The sequence below is a fragment of the Umezawaea sp. NPDC059074 genome (assembly GCF_042738955.1).
Lineage (GTDB): Bacteria > Actinomycetota > Actinomycetes > Mycobacteriales > Pseudonocardiaceae > Umezawaea.
On record NZ_JBHYHC010000113.1, the window covers coordinates 1 to 15,020 of the forward strand.

The 15,020-nt window shown below is 71.6% G+C and carries 16 protein-coding genes; 6 read left to right on the plus strand and 10 right to left on the minus strand.

What is annotated here, in order from left to right; all coding sequences use genetic code 11:
* Window positions 1-183 precede the first annotated feature (183 nt).
* Entirely contained in the window at window positions 184-675 is a 492-nt protein-coding gene (locus tag ACFWW9_RS34990) for an ArsR/SmtB family transcription factor (protein WP_390386520.1), read from the minus strand.
* 57 nt (window positions 676-732) lie between these two features.
* Here ACFWW9_RS34990 and ACFWW9_RS34995 point away from each other — a divergent pair, with 57 nt between their 5' ends.
* Window positions 733-1,614 (plus strand): S41 family peptidase, encoded by an 882-nt coding sequence (locus tag ACFWW9_RS34995; RefSeq protein WP_390386522.1) that lies wholly within the window; start codon window positions 733-735, stop codon window positions 1,612-1,614.
* 52 nt (window positions 1,615-1,666) lie between these two features.
* Here ACFWW9_RS34995 and dacB read toward each other — a convergent pair whose 3' ends face one another.
* Window positions 1,667-3,220 (minus strand): D-alanyl-D-alanine carboxypeptidase/D-alanyl-D-alanine-endopeptidase, encoded by a 1,554-nt coding sequence (gene dacB / locus ACFWW9_RS35000; RefSeq protein WP_390386524.1) that lies wholly within the window; start codon window positions 3,218-3,220, stop codon window positions 1,667-1,669.
* A gap of 76 nt (window positions 3,221-3,296) precedes the next feature.
* The gene (locus tag ACFWW9_RS35005) at window positions 3,297-3,857 is read right to left on the minus strand and encodes a TetR/AcrR family transcriptional regulator (RefSeq protein WP_390386526.1); all 561 of its coding nucleotides are present in this window, start codon (window positions 3,855-3,857) and stop codon (window positions 3,297-3,299) included.
* Window positions 3,858-3,915: 58 nt separating this feature from the next.
* Here ACFWW9_RS35005 and ACFWW9_RS35010 point away from each other — a divergent pair, with 58 nt between their 5' ends.
* Window positions 3,916-4,413, plus strand: coding sequence for an AAA family ATPase (locus tag ACFWW9_RS35010; RefSeq protein WP_390386528.1), 498 nt, complete (start codon window positions 3,916-3,918; stop codon window positions 4,411-4,413).
* A 41-nt stretch (window positions 4,414-4,454) separates the two neighbouring features.
* Here ACFWW9_RS35010 and gndA read toward each other — a convergent pair whose 3' ends face one another.
* Both gndA and ACFWW9_RS35020 read right to left on the minus strand, forming a co-directional pair.
* The gene (gene gndA / locus ACFWW9_RS35015) at window positions 4,455-5,891 is read right to left on the minus strand and encodes an NADP-dependent phosphogluconate dehydrogenase (RefSeq protein ID WP_390386530.1); all 1,437 of its coding nucleotides are present in this window, start codon (window positions 5,889-5,891) and stop codon (window positions 4,455-4,457) included.
* 46 nt (window positions 5,892-5,937) lie between these two features.
* Window positions 5,938-6,537 (minus strand): LysE family translocator, encoded by a 600-nt coding sequence (locus tag ACFWW9_RS35020; protein ID WP_390386531.1) that lies wholly within the window; start codon window positions 6,535-6,537, stop codon window positions 5,938-5,940.
* Window positions 6,538-6,596: 59 nt separating this feature from the next.
* Here ACFWW9_RS35020 and ACFWW9_RS35025 point away from each other — a divergent pair, with 59 nt between their 5' ends.
* The gene (locus ACFWW9_RS35025) at window positions 6,597-7,103 is read left to right on the plus strand and encodes an Lrp/AsnC family transcriptional regulator (protein WP_390386533.1); all 507 of its coding nucleotides are present in this window, start codon (window positions 6,597-6,599) and stop codon (window positions 7,101-7,103) included.
* Here ACFWW9_RS35025 and ACFWW9_RS35030 read toward each other — a convergent pair.
* A complete protein-coding gene (locus ACFWW9_RS35030; RefSeq protein WP_390386535.1) occupies window positions 7,100-8,230 on the minus strand; it encodes a trans-sulfuration enzyme family protein in 1,131 nt (376 codons plus the stop codon). The genes ACFWW9_RS35025 and ACFWW9_RS35030 overlap by 4 nt on opposite strands.
* Before the next feature lie 59 nt (window positions 8,231-8,289).
* On the opposite strand from ACFWW9_RS35030, the gene ACFWW9_RS35035 reads away from it, so the two are divergent.
* The gene (locus tag ACFWW9_RS35035) at window positions 8,290-8,769 is read left to right on the plus strand and encodes an Lrp/AsnC family transcriptional regulator (protein ID WP_390386536.1); all 480 of its coding nucleotides are present in this window, start codon (window positions 8,290-8,292) and stop codon (window positions 8,767-8,769) included.
* On the opposite strand, the gene ACFWW9_RS35040 is transcribed toward ACFWW9_RS35035, so the two are convergent.
* From ACFWW9_RS35040 to pyk, 3 genes are read right to left on the minus strand one after another with little or no spacing between them, the layout of a single operon-like run.
* The gene (locus ACFWW9_RS35040; RefSeq protein WP_390386537.1) at window positions 8,759-9,403 is read right to left on the minus strand and encodes a methyltransferase; all 645 of its coding nucleotides are present in this window, start codon (window positions 9,401-9,403) and stop codon (window positions 8,759-8,761) included. The genes ACFWW9_RS35035 and ACFWW9_RS35040 overlap by 11 nt on opposite strands.
* Window positions 9,400-10,329 carry an acyl-CoA thioesterase II gene (gene tesB / locus ACFWW9_RS35045; RefSeq protein ID WP_390386539.1) on the minus strand — a complete coding sequence of 310 codons (930 nt, stop codon included), beginning with the start codon at window positions 10,327-10,329 and terminating at the stop codon, window positions 9,400-9,402. Before tesB ends, ACFWW9_RS35040 begins: the two co-directional genes overlap by 4 nt.
* 9 nt (window positions 10,330-10,338) lie before the next feature.
* Window positions 10,339-11,763 (minus strand): pyruvate kinase, encoded by a 1,425-nt coding sequence (pyk, locus tag ACFWW9_RS35050; RefSeq protein ID WP_390386541.1) that lies wholly within the window; start codon window positions 11,761-11,763, stop codon window positions 10,339-10,341.
* A gap of 106 nt (window positions 11,764-11,869) precedes the next feature.
* Here pyk and ACFWW9_RS35055 point away from each other — a divergent pair, with 106 nt between their 5' ends.
* Window positions 11,870-12,211: a VanZ family protein gene (locus ACFWW9_RS35055; RefSeq protein ID WP_390386542.1), complete on the plus strand. Its 342-nt coding sequence runs from the start codon at window positions 11,870-11,872 to the stop codon at window positions 12,209-12,211.
* Here ACFWW9_RS35055 and ACFWW9_RS35060 read toward each other — a convergent pair.
* The gene (locus ACFWW9_RS35060) at window positions 12,189-12,842 is read right to left on the minus strand and encodes a DUF2461 domain-containing protein (RefSeq protein ID WP_390386543.1); all 654 of its coding nucleotides are present in this window, start codon (window positions 12,840-12,842) and stop codon (window positions 12,189-12,191) included. The genes ACFWW9_RS35055 and ACFWW9_RS35060 overlap by 23 nt on opposite strands.
* 93 nt (window positions 12,843-12,935) lie before the next feature.
* On the opposite strand from ACFWW9_RS35060, the gene ACFWW9_RS35065 reads away from it, so the two are divergent.
* Window positions 12,936-14,933: a helicase-associated domain-containing protein gene (locus ACFWW9_RS35065; RefSeq protein WP_390386544.1), complete on the plus strand. Its 1,998-nt coding sequence runs from the start codon at window positions 12,936-12,938 to the stop codon at window positions 14,931-14,933.
* Window positions 14,934-15,020 lie beyond the last annotated feature (87 nt).

A 15,020-nucleotide genomic window follows, 5' to 3' on the forward strand; every position in this document is an offset into this window, starting at 1 on the left:
CCCGTCTGGGGGGCTGGTATTTGTTTATATGAGACCGCCGAAACCGGCTCGACCCGCTCGGCGCCCCGGGGGGGGGGTGCCGACCCGTCCCCGGCCGCCCGTGGGGGCGGCCGGGAAGGCAGTGCGCCGCCGGTGGGGACCATCATGGACCGCACGGTACGGACGGGGTACGACAATTTCCGATCAGGCCTGGTCAGACCGCTGGTAGAGCGCCACGAGCACGCCGTGCACCGCGTCCCCGGCGTCCTCTTGGGACTCCACGAGCCGCAGGAGTTCGGCGCTCAGCCGCTCGGCGGCGGCCGGGGTCAGCCGCAGGTGCCGCAGCACCACGGTCGGCTCCTCCGACGCCCGGCTCAGCTCGTGCGCCACGGCCGTGAACACGGCGGCGTTGTGCTCGGCCGGGGCGTCGCGCACCTCGAACCGGCGGGCCGTGCGCTGGTAGTACTGCTCCGTCCCCCCACGCACCTGCCGCGTCTCGACCACGTGCACCATGCCCGCCTCGCGCAGCACCTTGAGGTGGTGCGCGACGGATCCCTTGTGCACCGCCAGCGACACCGCGAGCCCGCTGATCGTCGCGGGCTGGTGCCCCAGCGCGAACAGGAGCCGCTGCCGCAGCGGGTGGGACAGCGCCTTGAACTGCTCGGGCGTGCCGATGCGCAGGACGTCTTCCTCCATGGACGAAAGTGTCCAATTCCCTTGACGCTTTCGCAAGTCCCCCGCTCTACTGGGCACATGGACACCGCCTCGATCATCACCGAGACCCGCGCGCTCCTGCTGGAGCACTACGTCTTCCCCGACATCGCGACCACGCTGGACGCGCACCTGGAGCAACGCCTCGCCGACGGCGCGTACGACGCCGCGAAATCGCCCGAGGAGCTGGGCGAGCTGGTGACCGCGGACCTCCAGTCCGTCAACGGCGACCGGCACCTGCGGCTCAAGCACCACGCCGACGAGATCCCGGACGGCGACGACGGCGCGACGACGCAGGTGGTCGTCAAGGAGGCCGCGCGGTCGCTCACCGGCGTGCCGACCCTCCGCGCGCTCGACGGCGGCGTCGCGCTGCTGGAACTGGCCCCGCTGCTGTTCCCGGTCGAGATGTCCGGCGACGTCGTCACGGCCGCCTTCACGCTCGTCGCTGACGCCACGGCGTTGATCCTCGACCTGCGGAACAACCGCGGCGGCGACCCGTTCACGGTGGCCCTGATCTGCGGTTACCTGTTCGACGAGCCGACGCACCTGAACACGATGTACTTCCGCGACGGTGACAGCTACCACCAGTCGTGGAGCCCCGCGTACGTGCCGGGCAAGCGGTTCGGCGGCACCAAGCCGGTCTTCGTGCTCACGAGCGGGCGAACGTTCTCCGGGGCCGAGGAACTCGCCTACGACCTCCAGCAGCTCGGCCGCGCCACGGTCATCGGCGAGCGGACCGGCGGTGGCGCGCACCCGCGCCGAGGGTTCAAGGTGCACGCGCACTTGGAGGCCACCGTCCCCACCGGGCGCGCGATCAACCCGGTGTCGGACACGAACTGGGAACTGGTCGGCGTGGTGCCGGACATCGAGGTCCCGGAGGCCGAGGCACTGGAGCGCGCCCACCGCGAAGCCCTTGGCAGGTAGGGAAAAGCCCGCCGCGAGCGGACTCGCGGCGGGCTCGGTCACCTGGTCGGGATCAGCAGGACTTGGTCCACGCGCACTCCAGGTCCGCCCGCCGGTCGCCCTTGGCGGAAACGGGGGCCTGGCGCTTGGACTGGACCTGCGGCTGGGACTGGCCCGCCTTGTCCGTGGCGAGCCGGACGGCGACGGCGTCCTCGATGTCGCGCGGCGGACCGGACACGAAGTCGTTCTGCATCAACGAGAACACCAGCTTGCGGCCGTCGGCGTTCGTGACGTAGCCGGACAGCGCGGTCACGCCCGTCATGGACCCGGTCTTCGCGTGCAGGTTGTTCGCCGCGGCCGTGCCGCCCATGCGGTTGCGCAGCGTGCCGCCGATGAAGCGGTCCTGGTTGCCCGCGATCGGCAGCGCCGTGTACCAGTCCTGGAACCACGGCTTGGTGCGCGCCTTGCGCAGCACCGACACGAACAGGTCCGGCGACAGCAGGTCCATCCTGGACAGTCCGGAGCCGTCGAACAGGTTCATCGTCAACGGGTTCGCGTCCAGCCCCGGCAGCGCTGCCTCCAGCGCGCTGATGCCCGCGGGCCACGTGCCCTGGCCGGACACCTTGCGGCCCATGGTCTTGATGAGCGCCTCGGCGTGCAGGTTGTTGCTGAGTTTGAGGAACGGCGTCAGCAGCTGGCGCAGCGTCATCGACTGGTGGTCCACGAGGACCTGCGTGCCCGAGGGGGTCTCGCGGAACTCGGTGCCGCCGGTCACGGTGATCCCGTGCGCCTCCAACGACTTGCGGAACAGGCCCGCCACGAGCGTGGTCGGGTCGTTCATCGAGATGAACTCGTAGTACGGGGCCGCGCCGGGGGCCAGCGAGCCGCCCACGCTGACGACGTTGACGCCGTGCGTGCGGTGCACGAACACGCCGCTGTTGCTGCTGGTCGTGGCGGTGTTGCGGATGGTCAGGTCGACCGGCGGGATCAGGGTGACCTGCGCGGGCTGGCCCGCGGCGGCGCCGGGGCTCACCTTCACCGCGACCGAGCCCGTGTCGAAGTCGGTGTCCGGCGCGATGGTCAGCGCGGACGTCTGCGCGCTGTAGTAGTAGGGCTCGTCGTCCCACGCCCAGCCGGTGCCGAGGGGGATCGAGTCGAAGAAGCTGTCGTCGGCGACGAGCGAGCCGGTCACGGTGCGGACGCCGGTCGCGGCGAGCTTCGCGGCCAGGTCGTCGTAGTCCGCGGCGAGCATCGTCGGGTCGCCGGTGCCGCGCAGGTACAGGTCACCGGCGAGCTGCGTGCCCTGAACGGCGGCGGACGAGCGCAGTTCGGTGGCCCAGCGGTAGTCGGAGCCGAGCGTGTCGAGCGCGGCGGCGGACGTGACGATCTTCGCGGTCGAACCGGGCTGGAACCGGGTGTTGCCGGATCTGGTGTAGATGTTCTCGCCGGTCTCGGCGTCCTTCACGACCAGGCCGACGGTCGCGCCGACGAGGCGCGGGTCGGACAGGATGCGGTCGAGGTCGGAGGCGAGCGGGTTGGCGTCCACGGCGGTCGCCGCGCCGGTGGAAAGACCGAGCACGAGCGTCAGGGACGCGAGCAGGGCTAGCAGTCGTGGCCTTCGGATCATGGAGCGATTCTGCCGCTACCCCACCACCCGCTGTCATGAGGTCCACTCACATCACCACGGAACCCTCACAACTCGATCACCGCGTCAACCCGGTCGACAGGCGGAACACCAGGTCGGCCGCCGTTTCCGGGTCGAGCGGCCCGAGCGCGGCGTAGGTGGGGAACGAGGTCACGGCCGCGAGCCCGGCCAGCACCGTCGGTCGCGGCAGCACGTACACCAGTCGGTCCAACAACCTGTCCAACTGGTCCGTGCGCCACCGCTCGCGCCGGTCGAGGTTCGCGGCGACGTCCGGGTCGATGGCGGCCAGCCCGAACAACGGCCGCAGCACCGCCCGTTCGGCGTGCCAGAAGGCGCACGTGCGCTCGACGACGAACGCCAGCGCCTCCCGCCCGGTCCGGTCGCCGGTGTCGGTCAGCAGCTGGTCCATGCCCGCCCTGCCCGCCACGTCGGTGAGCACGGCGTCCAGCAGCCCCGCCTTGGACCGCACCTGGTTGTAGACCGTCACCCTGGTCACCCCGGCGGCCTTCGCGACGGCGTCGAGGGTGAACCGCTGCCAGTCGCCCTCGGCGAGCAGCGCCCGCGCGGCGGCGACCACGGCCTCCCGCGTGGCGGCGGTGGTGAGCGCTCGGGACGTCATCGAACTTCCTTTACATCGTGTATAACGAGTGACTGTACACGGTGTAAAGGAGAGTTCGATGACGTTGGTGGAGTTCGGCGGCCTGCCCGGCACCGGCAAGTCCACGCTCGCCCGCCACCTCGCCGAGCGGACGGGCGCGGTGCTGCTGCGGATCGACGAGATCGAGGCGGCGATGCGCCGCAACGGCCTGACCCCCGACCAGACGGGGATCGCCGCGTACAGCGTGGCGCACGCCGTCGCGGAACCACACCTGCGCCGCGGTTTCACCGTGATCGCGGACGCCGTGAACCCGGTCCGCGAAGCCCGTGAGGGGTGGCGGGAGTTGGCGGAGGCGTGCGGGGTGCGGCACGTGGTGATCGAGACCGAGTGCGCGTCCGAGGAGCACCGGCGGCGGGTGGAGACGCGCCCGAACGACGTGGCCGGGTGGGTGTACCCGGACTGGGACGAAGTGCGGAAGCGGGAGTACCAGCAGCGAACCGACGAGCGGCTGGTGGTGGACACGGCCCTGCCGGTCGAGGTCTGCCACGCCGAGGTCGAGCGGTACCTGGGCCGGTGACCCGTCCCCCTCCCGCGACACGGCGGGCGGGGGACGGCCGATCAGGCCTCGACCTGGGTGCGGTCGCCGGACCAGAGGGTGTGGAAGGTGCCCTCGCGGTCGGTGCGGCGGTAGGTGTGGGCGCCGAAGAAGTCGCGCAGGCCCTGGATCAGGGCGGCGGGCAGGCGTTCCGAGCGGAGGCCGTCGTAGTACGCCAGCGCGGAGACGAAGCCGGGGACCGGGACGCCCGCCTGGACGGCGGTGACGACGACGCGGCGCCAGGCCGCCTCGGCGTTCTGCACGGCCTGGGCGAAGTAGTCGTCCACGAGGAGGGACGCCAGCTCCGGGCTGCCGTCGTACGCCTCGCGGATACGGTCCAGGAAGCGGGCGCGGATGATGCAACCGCCACGCCAGATCGTGGCCATCGCGCCGAGGTCGAGGTCCCAGCCGTACTCCTTGCTGGCCGCGCGCATCTGGTCGAAGCCCTGCGCGTACGCGACGACCTTCGACGCGTAGAGCGCCTGCCGGACGTCGTCCACGAGGCCCTCGGTCAGGTTCACGGCGACCTCGGACGCGCCGAGCGCGTCGCGGACGGCCTTGCGCTGGTCGACGCGGCCGGACAGCGAGCGGGCGAACACGGCCTCGGCGATGCCCGTGACGGGGACGCCCAGTTCCAGGGCCTCCTGCACGGTCCAGCGGCCGGTGCCCTTCTGCTCGGCCTCGTCGGCGATGACCTCGACGAGCGCCTTGCCGCTGTCGGCGTCCACGTGGGACAGCACGTCGGCGGTGATCTCGATGAGGTACGACTCCAGGTCGCCCTCGTTCCACTCGCGGAACACGTCGGCGATCTCGGCGGGCGTCTTGCCGCCCGCGCGCAGCAGCAGGTCGTACGCCTCGGCGATGAGCTGCATGTCGGCGTACTCGATGCCGTTGTGGACCATCTTCACGAAGTGGCCCGCGCCGTCCGGTCCCACGTGGACGCAGCACGGGGTGCCGTCGACGACGGCCGCGATGCTCTCCAGCACCGGGCCGAGGTGCACGTAGGACTCCTTGGAGCCGCCGGGCATGATGCTGGGGCCGTTGAGCGCGCCCTCCTCGCCGCCGGAGATGCCCGCGCCGACGAAGTGCAGGCCCTTCTCCCGCAGCGCCGCCTCGCGACGACGGGTGTCGGCGTAGTGGGCGTTGCCGCCGTCGATCACCATGTCGCCCTCGTCCAGCAGCGGCACCAGTTCGTCGATCACCGCGTCCGTGGGCGCTCCGGCCTTGACCATGATGATGATCTGGCGGGGCTTCTGGAGGCTCGCGACGAGCTCCTCCGCCGTCTCGGCGGACACGAAGTCGCCTTCGTCGCCGTGCTGTTCGATCAGGAGCTTGGTCCTGCTGTAGGACCGGTTGTGGACGGCTACCCGGTGCCCGTGCCGGGCGAGGTTGCGGGCCAGGTTGCTGCCCATCACAGCCAGTCCGGTTACCGCGATCCGTGCCGTTGCCTCGGTTGTCATTGGCACAGCCTGCCTAAAATCCGGCCGTAGTGCGAGAGGACGAGCGTCATACAGCCAGAACCGTGGCGGCCATGCCGATCAGCGTCGCGCCGCACACCCGCTCGAACACCGGCCGGACCTTCGGTCGTCGCAGGAGAACGGCCAGTCTGCCCGCCATCGGCACCACGACGGCCCAGAACACGGCGAACACCCCGATCGTCAGCGCGGACAGCAGCGCGGCCTGCGGCAACGGCGGCGCGGTCGGGTCCATGGCCTGCGGGAGGAGGCTGAGGAACGTCAGCATGACCTTGGGGTTCAGCAGGTCGCAGAGGAAGCCGCGGAAGAACGCCGTCCGCCCCGACATGGCCTTGGGGTTGGCGGCGAGCGTGCCGTTCCGCGCGGCGCGCAGCGTCATGACGCCCACGTAGGCGAGGTAGACCGCGCCAACGGCCTTGATCACCAGCAGCGCGGTCGGCACCGCGACCACGAGCGCGGAGAGGCCGAGCGTGGCGAGGGCCCCGTGGACCAGCAGACCGCAGACCACGCCCAGGGCGGTCACCGCTCCCAGGCGGGTGCCGCGCACGGCGTTGCCGGTGACCAGGACGAAGTCCGGGCCGGGGACGATCGCGATGACCACGAGCGCCAGGAGGAAGGAGGTGAGGTGCACGCGGAGATCATCAGGCCGTGGTTCGGCGGAAAACCAGCACATACATAGGATGTTCGGTTGTGAGAGACGCAGCCGAACTGGATTCGGTCGACTGGCGGATCCTGGAGGAGTTGCAGAACGACGCGACCCTCCCGAACCGGACCCTGGCGGACCTCGTCGGCCTCGCGCCGTCGAGCTGCCTGCAACGCGTGCGCCGCCTCCGCGAACTCGGCGTGATCACGGGATTCCACGCCGTGGTCGACCCGCGCACCACGGGCCTGTCGCTGGAGGCCGTCGTGTCGGTCAACGTCCGCCCGCACACCCGCCAGGTCGTGGCCGCGTTCCGCCAGTTCCTGATGGCGCAGCCGGAGACCCGCTCGCTGTTCCACGTGAGCGGCCAGGCGGACTTCCTGGTCCACATCGCCGTCACCGACAGCACCCACCTCCAGGCGTTCCTGATGGACAAGATCGCCTCGCGCACGGAGGTCCGGAACCTGACCAGCTCGGTCGTGCTGGAACGCGTGGAGACCCGCGCCCTCACACCGCCCGCGGGCGTGAAGGCGCGGCGTCGCCGGGTGGAGCTCTAGCGCAGCGCCCGGTCCAGGTCGTCCCACAGGTCGTCCACGTCCTCCAGGCCGATCGACAGCCGCAGCAGCTTCTCGCTGATGCCGATCTCGGCCAGCGCCTCCTCCCCCAGCACGTGGTGGCTGAGCGAGCCGGGGTGCTGGATCAAGCTGTCGACGCTGCCCAGGCTGACGGCGGGCGTGAACAGCCGGACCGCCGCGATCACCTCGTGCGGGTCGCCCGCCACCTCGATCGACACCAGCGCCCCGCCGCTCGTCATCTGCCCGGCGAGGCCGCGCGGGTAGTGGACGCGGGTCACGCCGGGGTGTCCGGCCAGGCGGGCCGCAAGGGAAGCCGCCGTCGCGGAGGCGGCGTGCATCCGCAGTGGCAGCGTGGGCAGGCCGCGCAGCAGCAGGTAGCCGGACAACGGGTGCAGCACCGCGCCGGTGGCGAAGCGGATCTGCCGCAACGAGCGGGCGTAGTCCTCCCGGCACGCCACGATCCCGCCGAGCACGTCGCCGTGGCCGCCGAGGTACTTCGTGGCGCTGTGCAGCACGATCGCCGCGCCGTGCTCCACCGGCCGTTGCAGGACGGGCGTGGCGAACGTGTTGTCCACCAGCAGCGGCACGTCCCCGCAGGCGTCGGCGAGCGCGCGCAGGTCGACCTCGGCGAGGGTCGGGTTCGCGGGCGACTCGACCACGACGAGCCCGGTGTCGGGGCGCAGGGCCGCGCGGACGTCGTCGGGCGCGACCCAGGTGACCGACGTGCCCAGCAGCCCGGAGCCGAGCAGGAAGTCGCTGGTGCCGTAGAGCGGCCGGATCGCGACGACGTGCGGGCGACCGGCGGCCACTCCGGCGAGCAGGCACGCCGAGAGCGCCGCCATGCCGCTGGCGAACGCGACCCCGGCCTCGCAGCCCTCCAGTTCCGCGAGGGCCCGTTCGAACCGCGCCACGGTCGGGTTGCCGACCCGGCCGTAGACCGGCGGTCCACAGTCCTGGGCCCCGGTGCCGAGCACGTCCAGGCGGGCGGCCTCGCCGCGGCTGTCGCGGGACGGGTAGGTGGTGGAGAGGTCGAGCGGCACGGCGTGGACGCCGAGGTCGACCAGGTCTTCGCGGCCCGCGTGGACCGCCCGTGTGCGCTGCGCTGTCATGCGCTCAGTGTCGGAGCCAGGCCGGTCGAAAAGAGGAAAGTCCGGAGTATGTTCGGCCGATGACCGCAGATGTGCGTTTCGATCCGGTGGACGTGGCGATCCTCCGGGAACTCCAGAACGACGGCCGGATCGCCAACAAGGACCTGGCGGCCGCGGTCAACGTGGCCCCGTCGACCTGCCTGGACCGGGTGGCCCGGCTGCGGCGGGCCGGGGTGATCACCGGCTACGGGGCCGAGGTGTCGCCGGAGGCGGTCGGCCGCCCGATCGAGGCGCTGCTGGCCGTGCAGGTCCAGCCGCACGCCCGCGGGCTCGTCGACCCGTTCGTCGCGCACGTGCTGGCCCTGCCGGAGACCCGCGCGCTGCACCACGTCACCGGCCCGACGGACTTCCTCGTGCACGTCACCTGCGGCAGCACGAAGGACCTGCAACGCCTGGTGCTGGACGAGTTCACCGCCCGGCGCGAGGTCAGCCGCGTCGAGACGCACCTGATCTTCTCCACCTGGCAGGGCGGCCCGCTGCTGCCCTACGTCACGGGCTGACGCGGTCGAACGCCCACACCGACACCTTCGCCTCGGGCCCCTGGACGAGCTGGTGCCACGCCGGGTGCATCGGCAGCGTGGACGTGGCCAGGCGGCGGGGTGCGCGGCGCAGGGCGTCCAGCGGCAGGACGTCGGCGGCCGTGCTGCGGACCTCGTGGCAGCGCGCGTGGGCGAGGACCAGCCGGAGGCCGTCCAGCCCGTCGCGTCCGCCGCCCTCGTGCAGGTGCCGGTTCTCCGGTTCCACGTCGCCGAGCAGGTGCGCCGGGCGCTGCGGCGGGTTGACCGCCAGCACGTCCGCGTCCAGCACGCCCAGTTGCGCGAAGTCCGCCTGCCACAACGACAAGCGCTCCCGCGCGGACGCTCCCAGCAGCCGTTCGACGTTCGCCGCCGTGTCCCGCAGCGCGGCGGCGTCGCGGTCCTGGGCGATCACGTGGCTCGCGCCGGCGGACAGCGCGGCGAGGGCGATCAGGCCCGCGCCGCAGCCCGCGTCGACGACCGTCCGGCCCCACGCGTCGCTCATCGTGGAGGCGAGCAGGGCGGAGAACTCCGACGGCCGGTGCACGCCCTCGCTGGTGGCCAGCTCGACCTTGTGCCAGGCCGTCCACGCCGCTCCGGGCAGGGGGACGGCGTTCACGAGATGATCCGCAGGAGCCCTTCCTGGACCACGGTGGCCACGAGTCTGCCGTCCTGCGAGAAGAACCGGCCGGTCGCCAGCCCGCGCGCGCCGGAGGCGCTGGGGGACGCGCAGTCGTAGAGGAACCACTCGTCGGCGCGGAAGCGGCGGTGGAACCACATGGCGTGGTCCAGGCTCGCGCCGAGGACCTTGTCCGTGCCCCAGTAGACGCCGTGCTTGACCAGGATCGAGTCCAGCAGCGTCATGTCCGAGGCGTAGGCCAGCACGCAGACGTGCAGCAGCGGGTCGTCGGCGAGCTTGCCGTCGGCGCGCATCCACACCTGGCTGCGGGCCTCGCCGGGGCCGTCGTCGCGGGACTCCCACGGCGGCTCGGTCACGTACCGGACGTCGATCGGCCGGGGCTGGCGGGTGTGGCTGAGGGCCTCGAAGTACGTCTTCGACGCCTCGGCGTACGTCGGCAGCGTCTCGGGGTCCGGCACGTCCGGCATCGGCTCGGCGTGGTCCATGCCGGTCTCGTCCTTCTGGAACGAGGCCGACAGGGAGAAGATCGCCTTGCCGTGCTGGATGCCGACCACGCGCCGGGTCGTGAACGAGCGGCCGTCGCGGATGCGGTCGACCTCGTACACGATCGGCACGGTCGGGTCGCCGCCGCGGATGAAGTACGAGTGCAGCGAGTGCACGTGGCGCTCCGGCGGCACGGTGCGGCCCGCCGCCACGAGCGCCTGGCCCGCGACCTGCCCGCCGAACACCCGGACCGGGGATTCGGCGGGGCTCACGCCGCGGAAGATGTTCTCCTCGATGCGCTCGAGGTCGAGCAGCGCCACGAGTCGGTCGAGCACGGGCTGCCCGTGCGGGACCCCGTCGCTGTCCAACGGAGCGTCCTGGGCCGCGAAACGCGCGGCCGCGGCACGGGCAGCCTCTGTCAACGTCTACTCCTAGGCGTGGTCGTCCTCGCCCAGGCGGTGCACCCGGATGAGGTTCGTCGAGCCTACGGTCCCCGGCGGGGAGCCTGCGACGACCACCACCAGATCGCCCGCCTGGTAGCGGCCGATGTCCAGCATCGAGAGGTCCACCTGGCGGACCATCTCATCGGTCGACTCCACCCGCGGGACGAGGAACGTCTCGGTGCCCCACGTCAGCGACAGCTGCGCGCGGACCTCCTGCTCGGGCGTGAACGCGAGCAGCGGCAACGGGGTGTGCAGGCGGGCGAGCCGCCGCACGGTGTCACCGGACTGGGTGAAGGCGACCAGGGCCTTGGCGTTGAGGCGCTCGCCGATGTCGCGGGCCGCGTACGAGATGACGCCGCGCTTGGTGCGCGGGACGTGCGTCAGCGGCGGGACGACGGTCGACTCGGTCTCGACGGCCACGATGATGCGGCTCATCGTCTGCACGGACTCGATCGCGTAGCGACCGACGCTGGTCTCACCGGACAGCATGAGGGCGTCGGCCCCGTCCAGGACCGCGTTCGCGACGTCGGACGTCTCGGCGCGGGTCGGGCGGGAGTTGGTGATCATCGAGTCGAGCATCTGGGTGGCCACGATGACCGGCTTGGCGTTCTCGCGGGCGATCTGGATCGCCCGCTTCTGCACCAGCGGCACGTGCTCGAGCGGGAGCTCGACGCCGAGGTCGCCTCGGGCGACCATGACGCCGTCGAAGGCCAGGACGATGGCCTCCAGGTTGTCCACGGCCTCGGGCTTCTCGATCTTCGCGATGACCGGGAGGCGCTTGGCGCCGACCCGGTCCATGACCTGGTGGACCAGGTCGATGTCGGCCGGGGAGCGGACGAAGGACAGCGCGATGAAGTCGACGCCCAGCGAGAGCGCGAACTCCAGGTCCTCGATGTCCTTCTCGGACATGGCGGGCACGGAGACGTCCATGCCCGGCAGGGACAAGCCCTTGTTGTTGCTGACGGGACCGCCTTCGGTCACCTCGCAGACGACGTCCGGGCCCTCGACGTCGGTGACCACGAGGCCGACCTTGCCGTCGTCCACGAGCAACCGGTCGCCGACCTTGGCGTCCTTGGCGAGTTCCTTGTAGGTGGTGGACACCCGGTCGTGCGTTCCCGACACGTCTTCGACGGTCACGCGCACGATGTCACCGGTGCGCCATTCCACGGGACCGGCTGCGAACCGGCCCAGGCGGATCTTGGGGCCCTGCAGGTCCGCCAGGATGCCCACCGCACGGCCCGACTCGTTCGCGGCTGCGCGAACGGTGTCGTAGACCTGCTTGTGGTCGGCATGGCTGCCGTGGCTGAAGTTCATCCTCGCCACGTCCATACCGGCCGCTACGAGCTCGCGCACCTTCTCAGGGGACGAGGTAGCGGGGCCCATGGTACAGACGATCTTTGCGCGTCGACTCACGTTGGGAGAGGATAGTCCCCTTTACTGGACCGATCCCGAACTACCCGTGGGTAAGTTCGCCACAGGCACGATATTCAGGGGTAACACGGGGGGACTAGGGGGTCCGGTGCGCAAATATCTTCCGTTCGTGGTCGCGTTGTCGCTCAGCGTCATCGTCCTGTTCACCCCCGAATCGGGGGTTCCCAGCTCTCCGCCGGGCACCGACAAGGTGGTCCACTGCCTGCTGTTCGCGCTGCTCGCCGTCACCGGCCTCCGGGCCCTGCCGCGGTGGGTCCTGGGCGCGCTGGTCGGCTACGCGGCGCTGTCCGAGGTGCTCCAGGCGCTCATCACGCCCCTGCACCGCAGCGGTGACGTGCTGGACGCCCTGACCGACGTCGTCGGCATCGCCCTCGGCTGGGGCGTGGCGACGCTGATCGCCCGCCGGGTCAACGCCAGGGCTTCTCGCTGACGCCCACGTGGTCGACGCACCACTCGTTGAACGCCTTCAGCTGCCGCCACCCGGTGAGCACGCGCTCGCCGCAGCCGGGCTCGTGCAGGGTGTCGTCCGGCGGCCACACCTTCGCCGCGTAGACCGTCCGGTGCTTGAGCAGCTCGAGCCGCGGGTGCTCCGGGTCGACGCCGCGCGGCTTGCTCTTGAGCCGGTCGCCGCGGATGTCCCACCCGGCCTTGCGCAGCTTCGCCAGGATCTTCTCCAGCTCGGCCCCGCGCCGGTCGTCGTCCACGGCCGTGCGGAACCGCGCGAGCTGGTCGGACGCCATCGCGAACGAGCCGCCGCCGACGAGCAGGCCCTCCACACCGACCTGCACGTAGTACGCGCCGCCGCCGCGCCCCTGTTCGACGACACCGCCGCAGTGCGTCTTGTACGGCGTCTTGTCCTTGCTGAACCGGACGTCGCGGAACGGCCGGAACACCTTGCCCGCGCCGAACTCCGGCTCCAGGTCGTTGAGGAGCACCAGCATCGGGGCCCGGACGTCCTCCTGGTACGTCGACTTGTTCGCGTCCCAGAAGACCTTGGAGTTGTCGGCTTCGAGGCCGTCGAAGAAGTCGATCGCGTGTTCGCCGAATCCGCTGAATTCCACGCCGTACAGCCTACGTTCCCCCATTGGAGGCATATTCGTTCACCAGGATGAAAACACCCTCTGCGACACCGGGGGGTGTGCATAATCAGCTGAGTGGGTAGGAAATCGGCACTCGCCACGTGGCTGCACCAACTCGAACCGGCCGACGTCGAGAAGATCCTCCTGCGCCGCCCGGACGCCGCCGAGTCCCAGCCCCACTCGCTGCGCCGCCTCGCCGACGAGCTGTCGGTCGTGTCCTCCGTGCGCAAGGCCGTCGACGCGCTGGACCAGGGTTGCCTCGACGTGCTGAACGCCGCGCTACACCTGGGCGAGGGCATGTCCGCGCGGGCGCTGGCGCGGTCGTTGCGGGTGTCGCCCGAGGACCCGGACCTCGGGCGCGCGCTGGACCGGTTGCGCGAGGCCGCGTTGCTGTGGCCGATCGGCGAGGGCTGCCTGCGGACGATCGGCGGCCTGCGGGCGATGGACGCGCCTCCCGCGCGGATCACGCCCCCGCCGCCCGCGCCGTGCCGGGCCTCCGGCGCGTCCGTCGAGGACTCCGCGACCGCGCCCGCGTCGTCCACTGTGGACGGTGTGACCCGGTTGGTGGAGCTGTGCGACGCGCAGTCCATCGCGGTGCGCCGGTACGGCGGCGGCATCGGCATCCGGGAGCTGCGGCGGATGGCGGCCGAGCTGCGCACCGACGAGCGGCACGTGCGGCTGTGGGTGGAACTGGCCGTGCACGCGGAACTGCTGGCCGTGGAGGAACTCGACCGGCGGGCGCTGATGCACGGCGGCGAGACGCCGCAGCACCTGCTGCCGTCGACGACGTCGGACGCGTGGCGCGCGTCGCCGCCCGCGCGGCGGCTGGTCGACCTGGTGCGCGCGTGGCCGCGGATGAACTGGTCCCCCGCGACGGCGAAACCGCGCTCGGCGCTGGCGGACCAGGTGTCGGACCTGGGCGCGGCGATCCGCTCCGGCGTGCTCGCGCGGTTCGCCGCCGAGCCCGCGGGGTTCGTGCTCGACACGGCCGGGGTCGTGGCGGAACTGGCGTGGCGCCTGCCCGCCGTGCACACCGAACTGATGACCGCCGCCGCCGTCCGCGAGGCGGAGGCGTTGGGGCTGGTGTCGTTGGGGTGCCTCACGGAACTCGGGCGCGCGCTGGTCGCGGACGACGGCGTGGAGGAGGCCGCAGAGCGGCTGGTCCCGCCGCCGACCGGGGTCGCGCGGTTGCAGGCGGACCTGACGGCCGTGGTGAGCGGGCTGCCGACGGCGGAGCTGAGCGCGCTGCTGGACGCCGTGGCGGACTCCGACGAGCGGGACACGGCGTCGGTGTGGCGGTTCTCGGCGACGAGCGTCCGGCGGGCGCTGGACGCCGGACGGACCGCGGAGGAGTTGCTGGCCGAGTTGGCGGCGGTCGCCGAGAACGAGCTGCCGCAACCGTTGACGTACCTGGTGAACGACGTCGCCCGGCGGCACGGGCAGGTCACCGTGACGACCGTGGCGTGCTGCGTGCGCACCGAGGATTCGGCGCTGCTCCAGGAGATCGCGGCGCACCGCGGCCTGACGCCGTTGGGGCTGGTGGTGCTCGGCCCCGGCGTGCTGGCGTCGCTGAAGCCCGCCGAGGAGACACTGGACCTGTTGCGGGACAACGGGTACGCGCCGATCGTGGCGGACATCTCCGGCGCTCCGGTCATCGGCCGCGTCGAGCCGCGCCGGATCGTGCCGAACCGGCCGAAGCCCGCGCCCGCCCGGCACCACTGGCGCACGCCGCTCACACCGGAGGACATGGCCAGGCTGGCGGCGGACCTCGTCCGGCGCGAGCAGCCCGAACCGGAGCCGGTGACGAGGATGGCCGAGTCGCCGCGGATCTCCACCGCCCGGCTGCTGCGGGACCAGTCGCTGTTCCTGCCGGACGCCGAGGTGATCCTGCTGGCCGAGGCGCTGGTGACCAGGACGTCGGTGGAGATCGACGTGGCCAGCGGGCCGCGGAAGACGGCCCAGCACGTGATCACGCCGGTCGAGCACGCCGCGGGCAACCTCACGGCCACCACGGACGGCGGCCCGCGGGAGTTCCTGATCAGCCACATCCGCTCGGTGCGCGCGGTCGGCTGAATGGTTCACTTCGTGGCGTAACAACGCCATTCTCGGCTTTGTCCTGTTTTGGATGCCCGGCGACATCTAACCTCACGTCGCCGATCC

Bases quoted from the DNA above. Each gene is read 5' to 3' on its own strand.
- ACFWW9_RS35035 (WP_390386536.1), top strand. From the start codon at position 8,290: ATGACCGCAGATGTGCGTTTCGATCCGGTGGACGTGGCGATCCTCCGG.
- ACFWW9_RS34995 (WP_390386522.1), top strand. From the start codon at position 733: ATGGACACCGCCTCGATCATCACCGAGACCCGCGCGCTCCTGCTGGAG.
- ACFWW9_RS35010 (WP_390386528.1), top strand. From the start codon at position 3,916: ATGACGTTGGTGGAGTTCGGCGGCCTGCCCGGCACCGGCAAGTCCACG.
- ACFWW9_RS35005 (WP_390386526.1), bottom strand. From the start codon at position 3,857: ATGACGTCCCGAGCGCTCACCACCGCCGCCACGCGGGAGGCCGTGGTC.
- dacB (WP_390386524.1), bottom strand. From the start codon at position 3,220: ATGATCCGAAGGCCACGACTGCTAGCCCTGCTCGCGTCCCTGACGCTC.
- gndA (WP_390386530.1), bottom strand. From the start codon at position 5,891: ATGACAACCGAGGCAACGGCACGGATCGCGGTAACCGGACTGGCTGTG.
- ACFWW9_RS34990 (WP_390386520.1), bottom strand. From the start codon at position 675: ATGGAGGAAGACGTCCTGCGCATCGGCACGCCCGAGCAGTTCAAGGCG.
- ACFWW9_RS35030 (WP_390386535.1), bottom strand. From the start codon at position 8,230: ATGACAGCGCAGCGCACACGGGCGGTCCACGCGGGCCGCGAAGACCTG.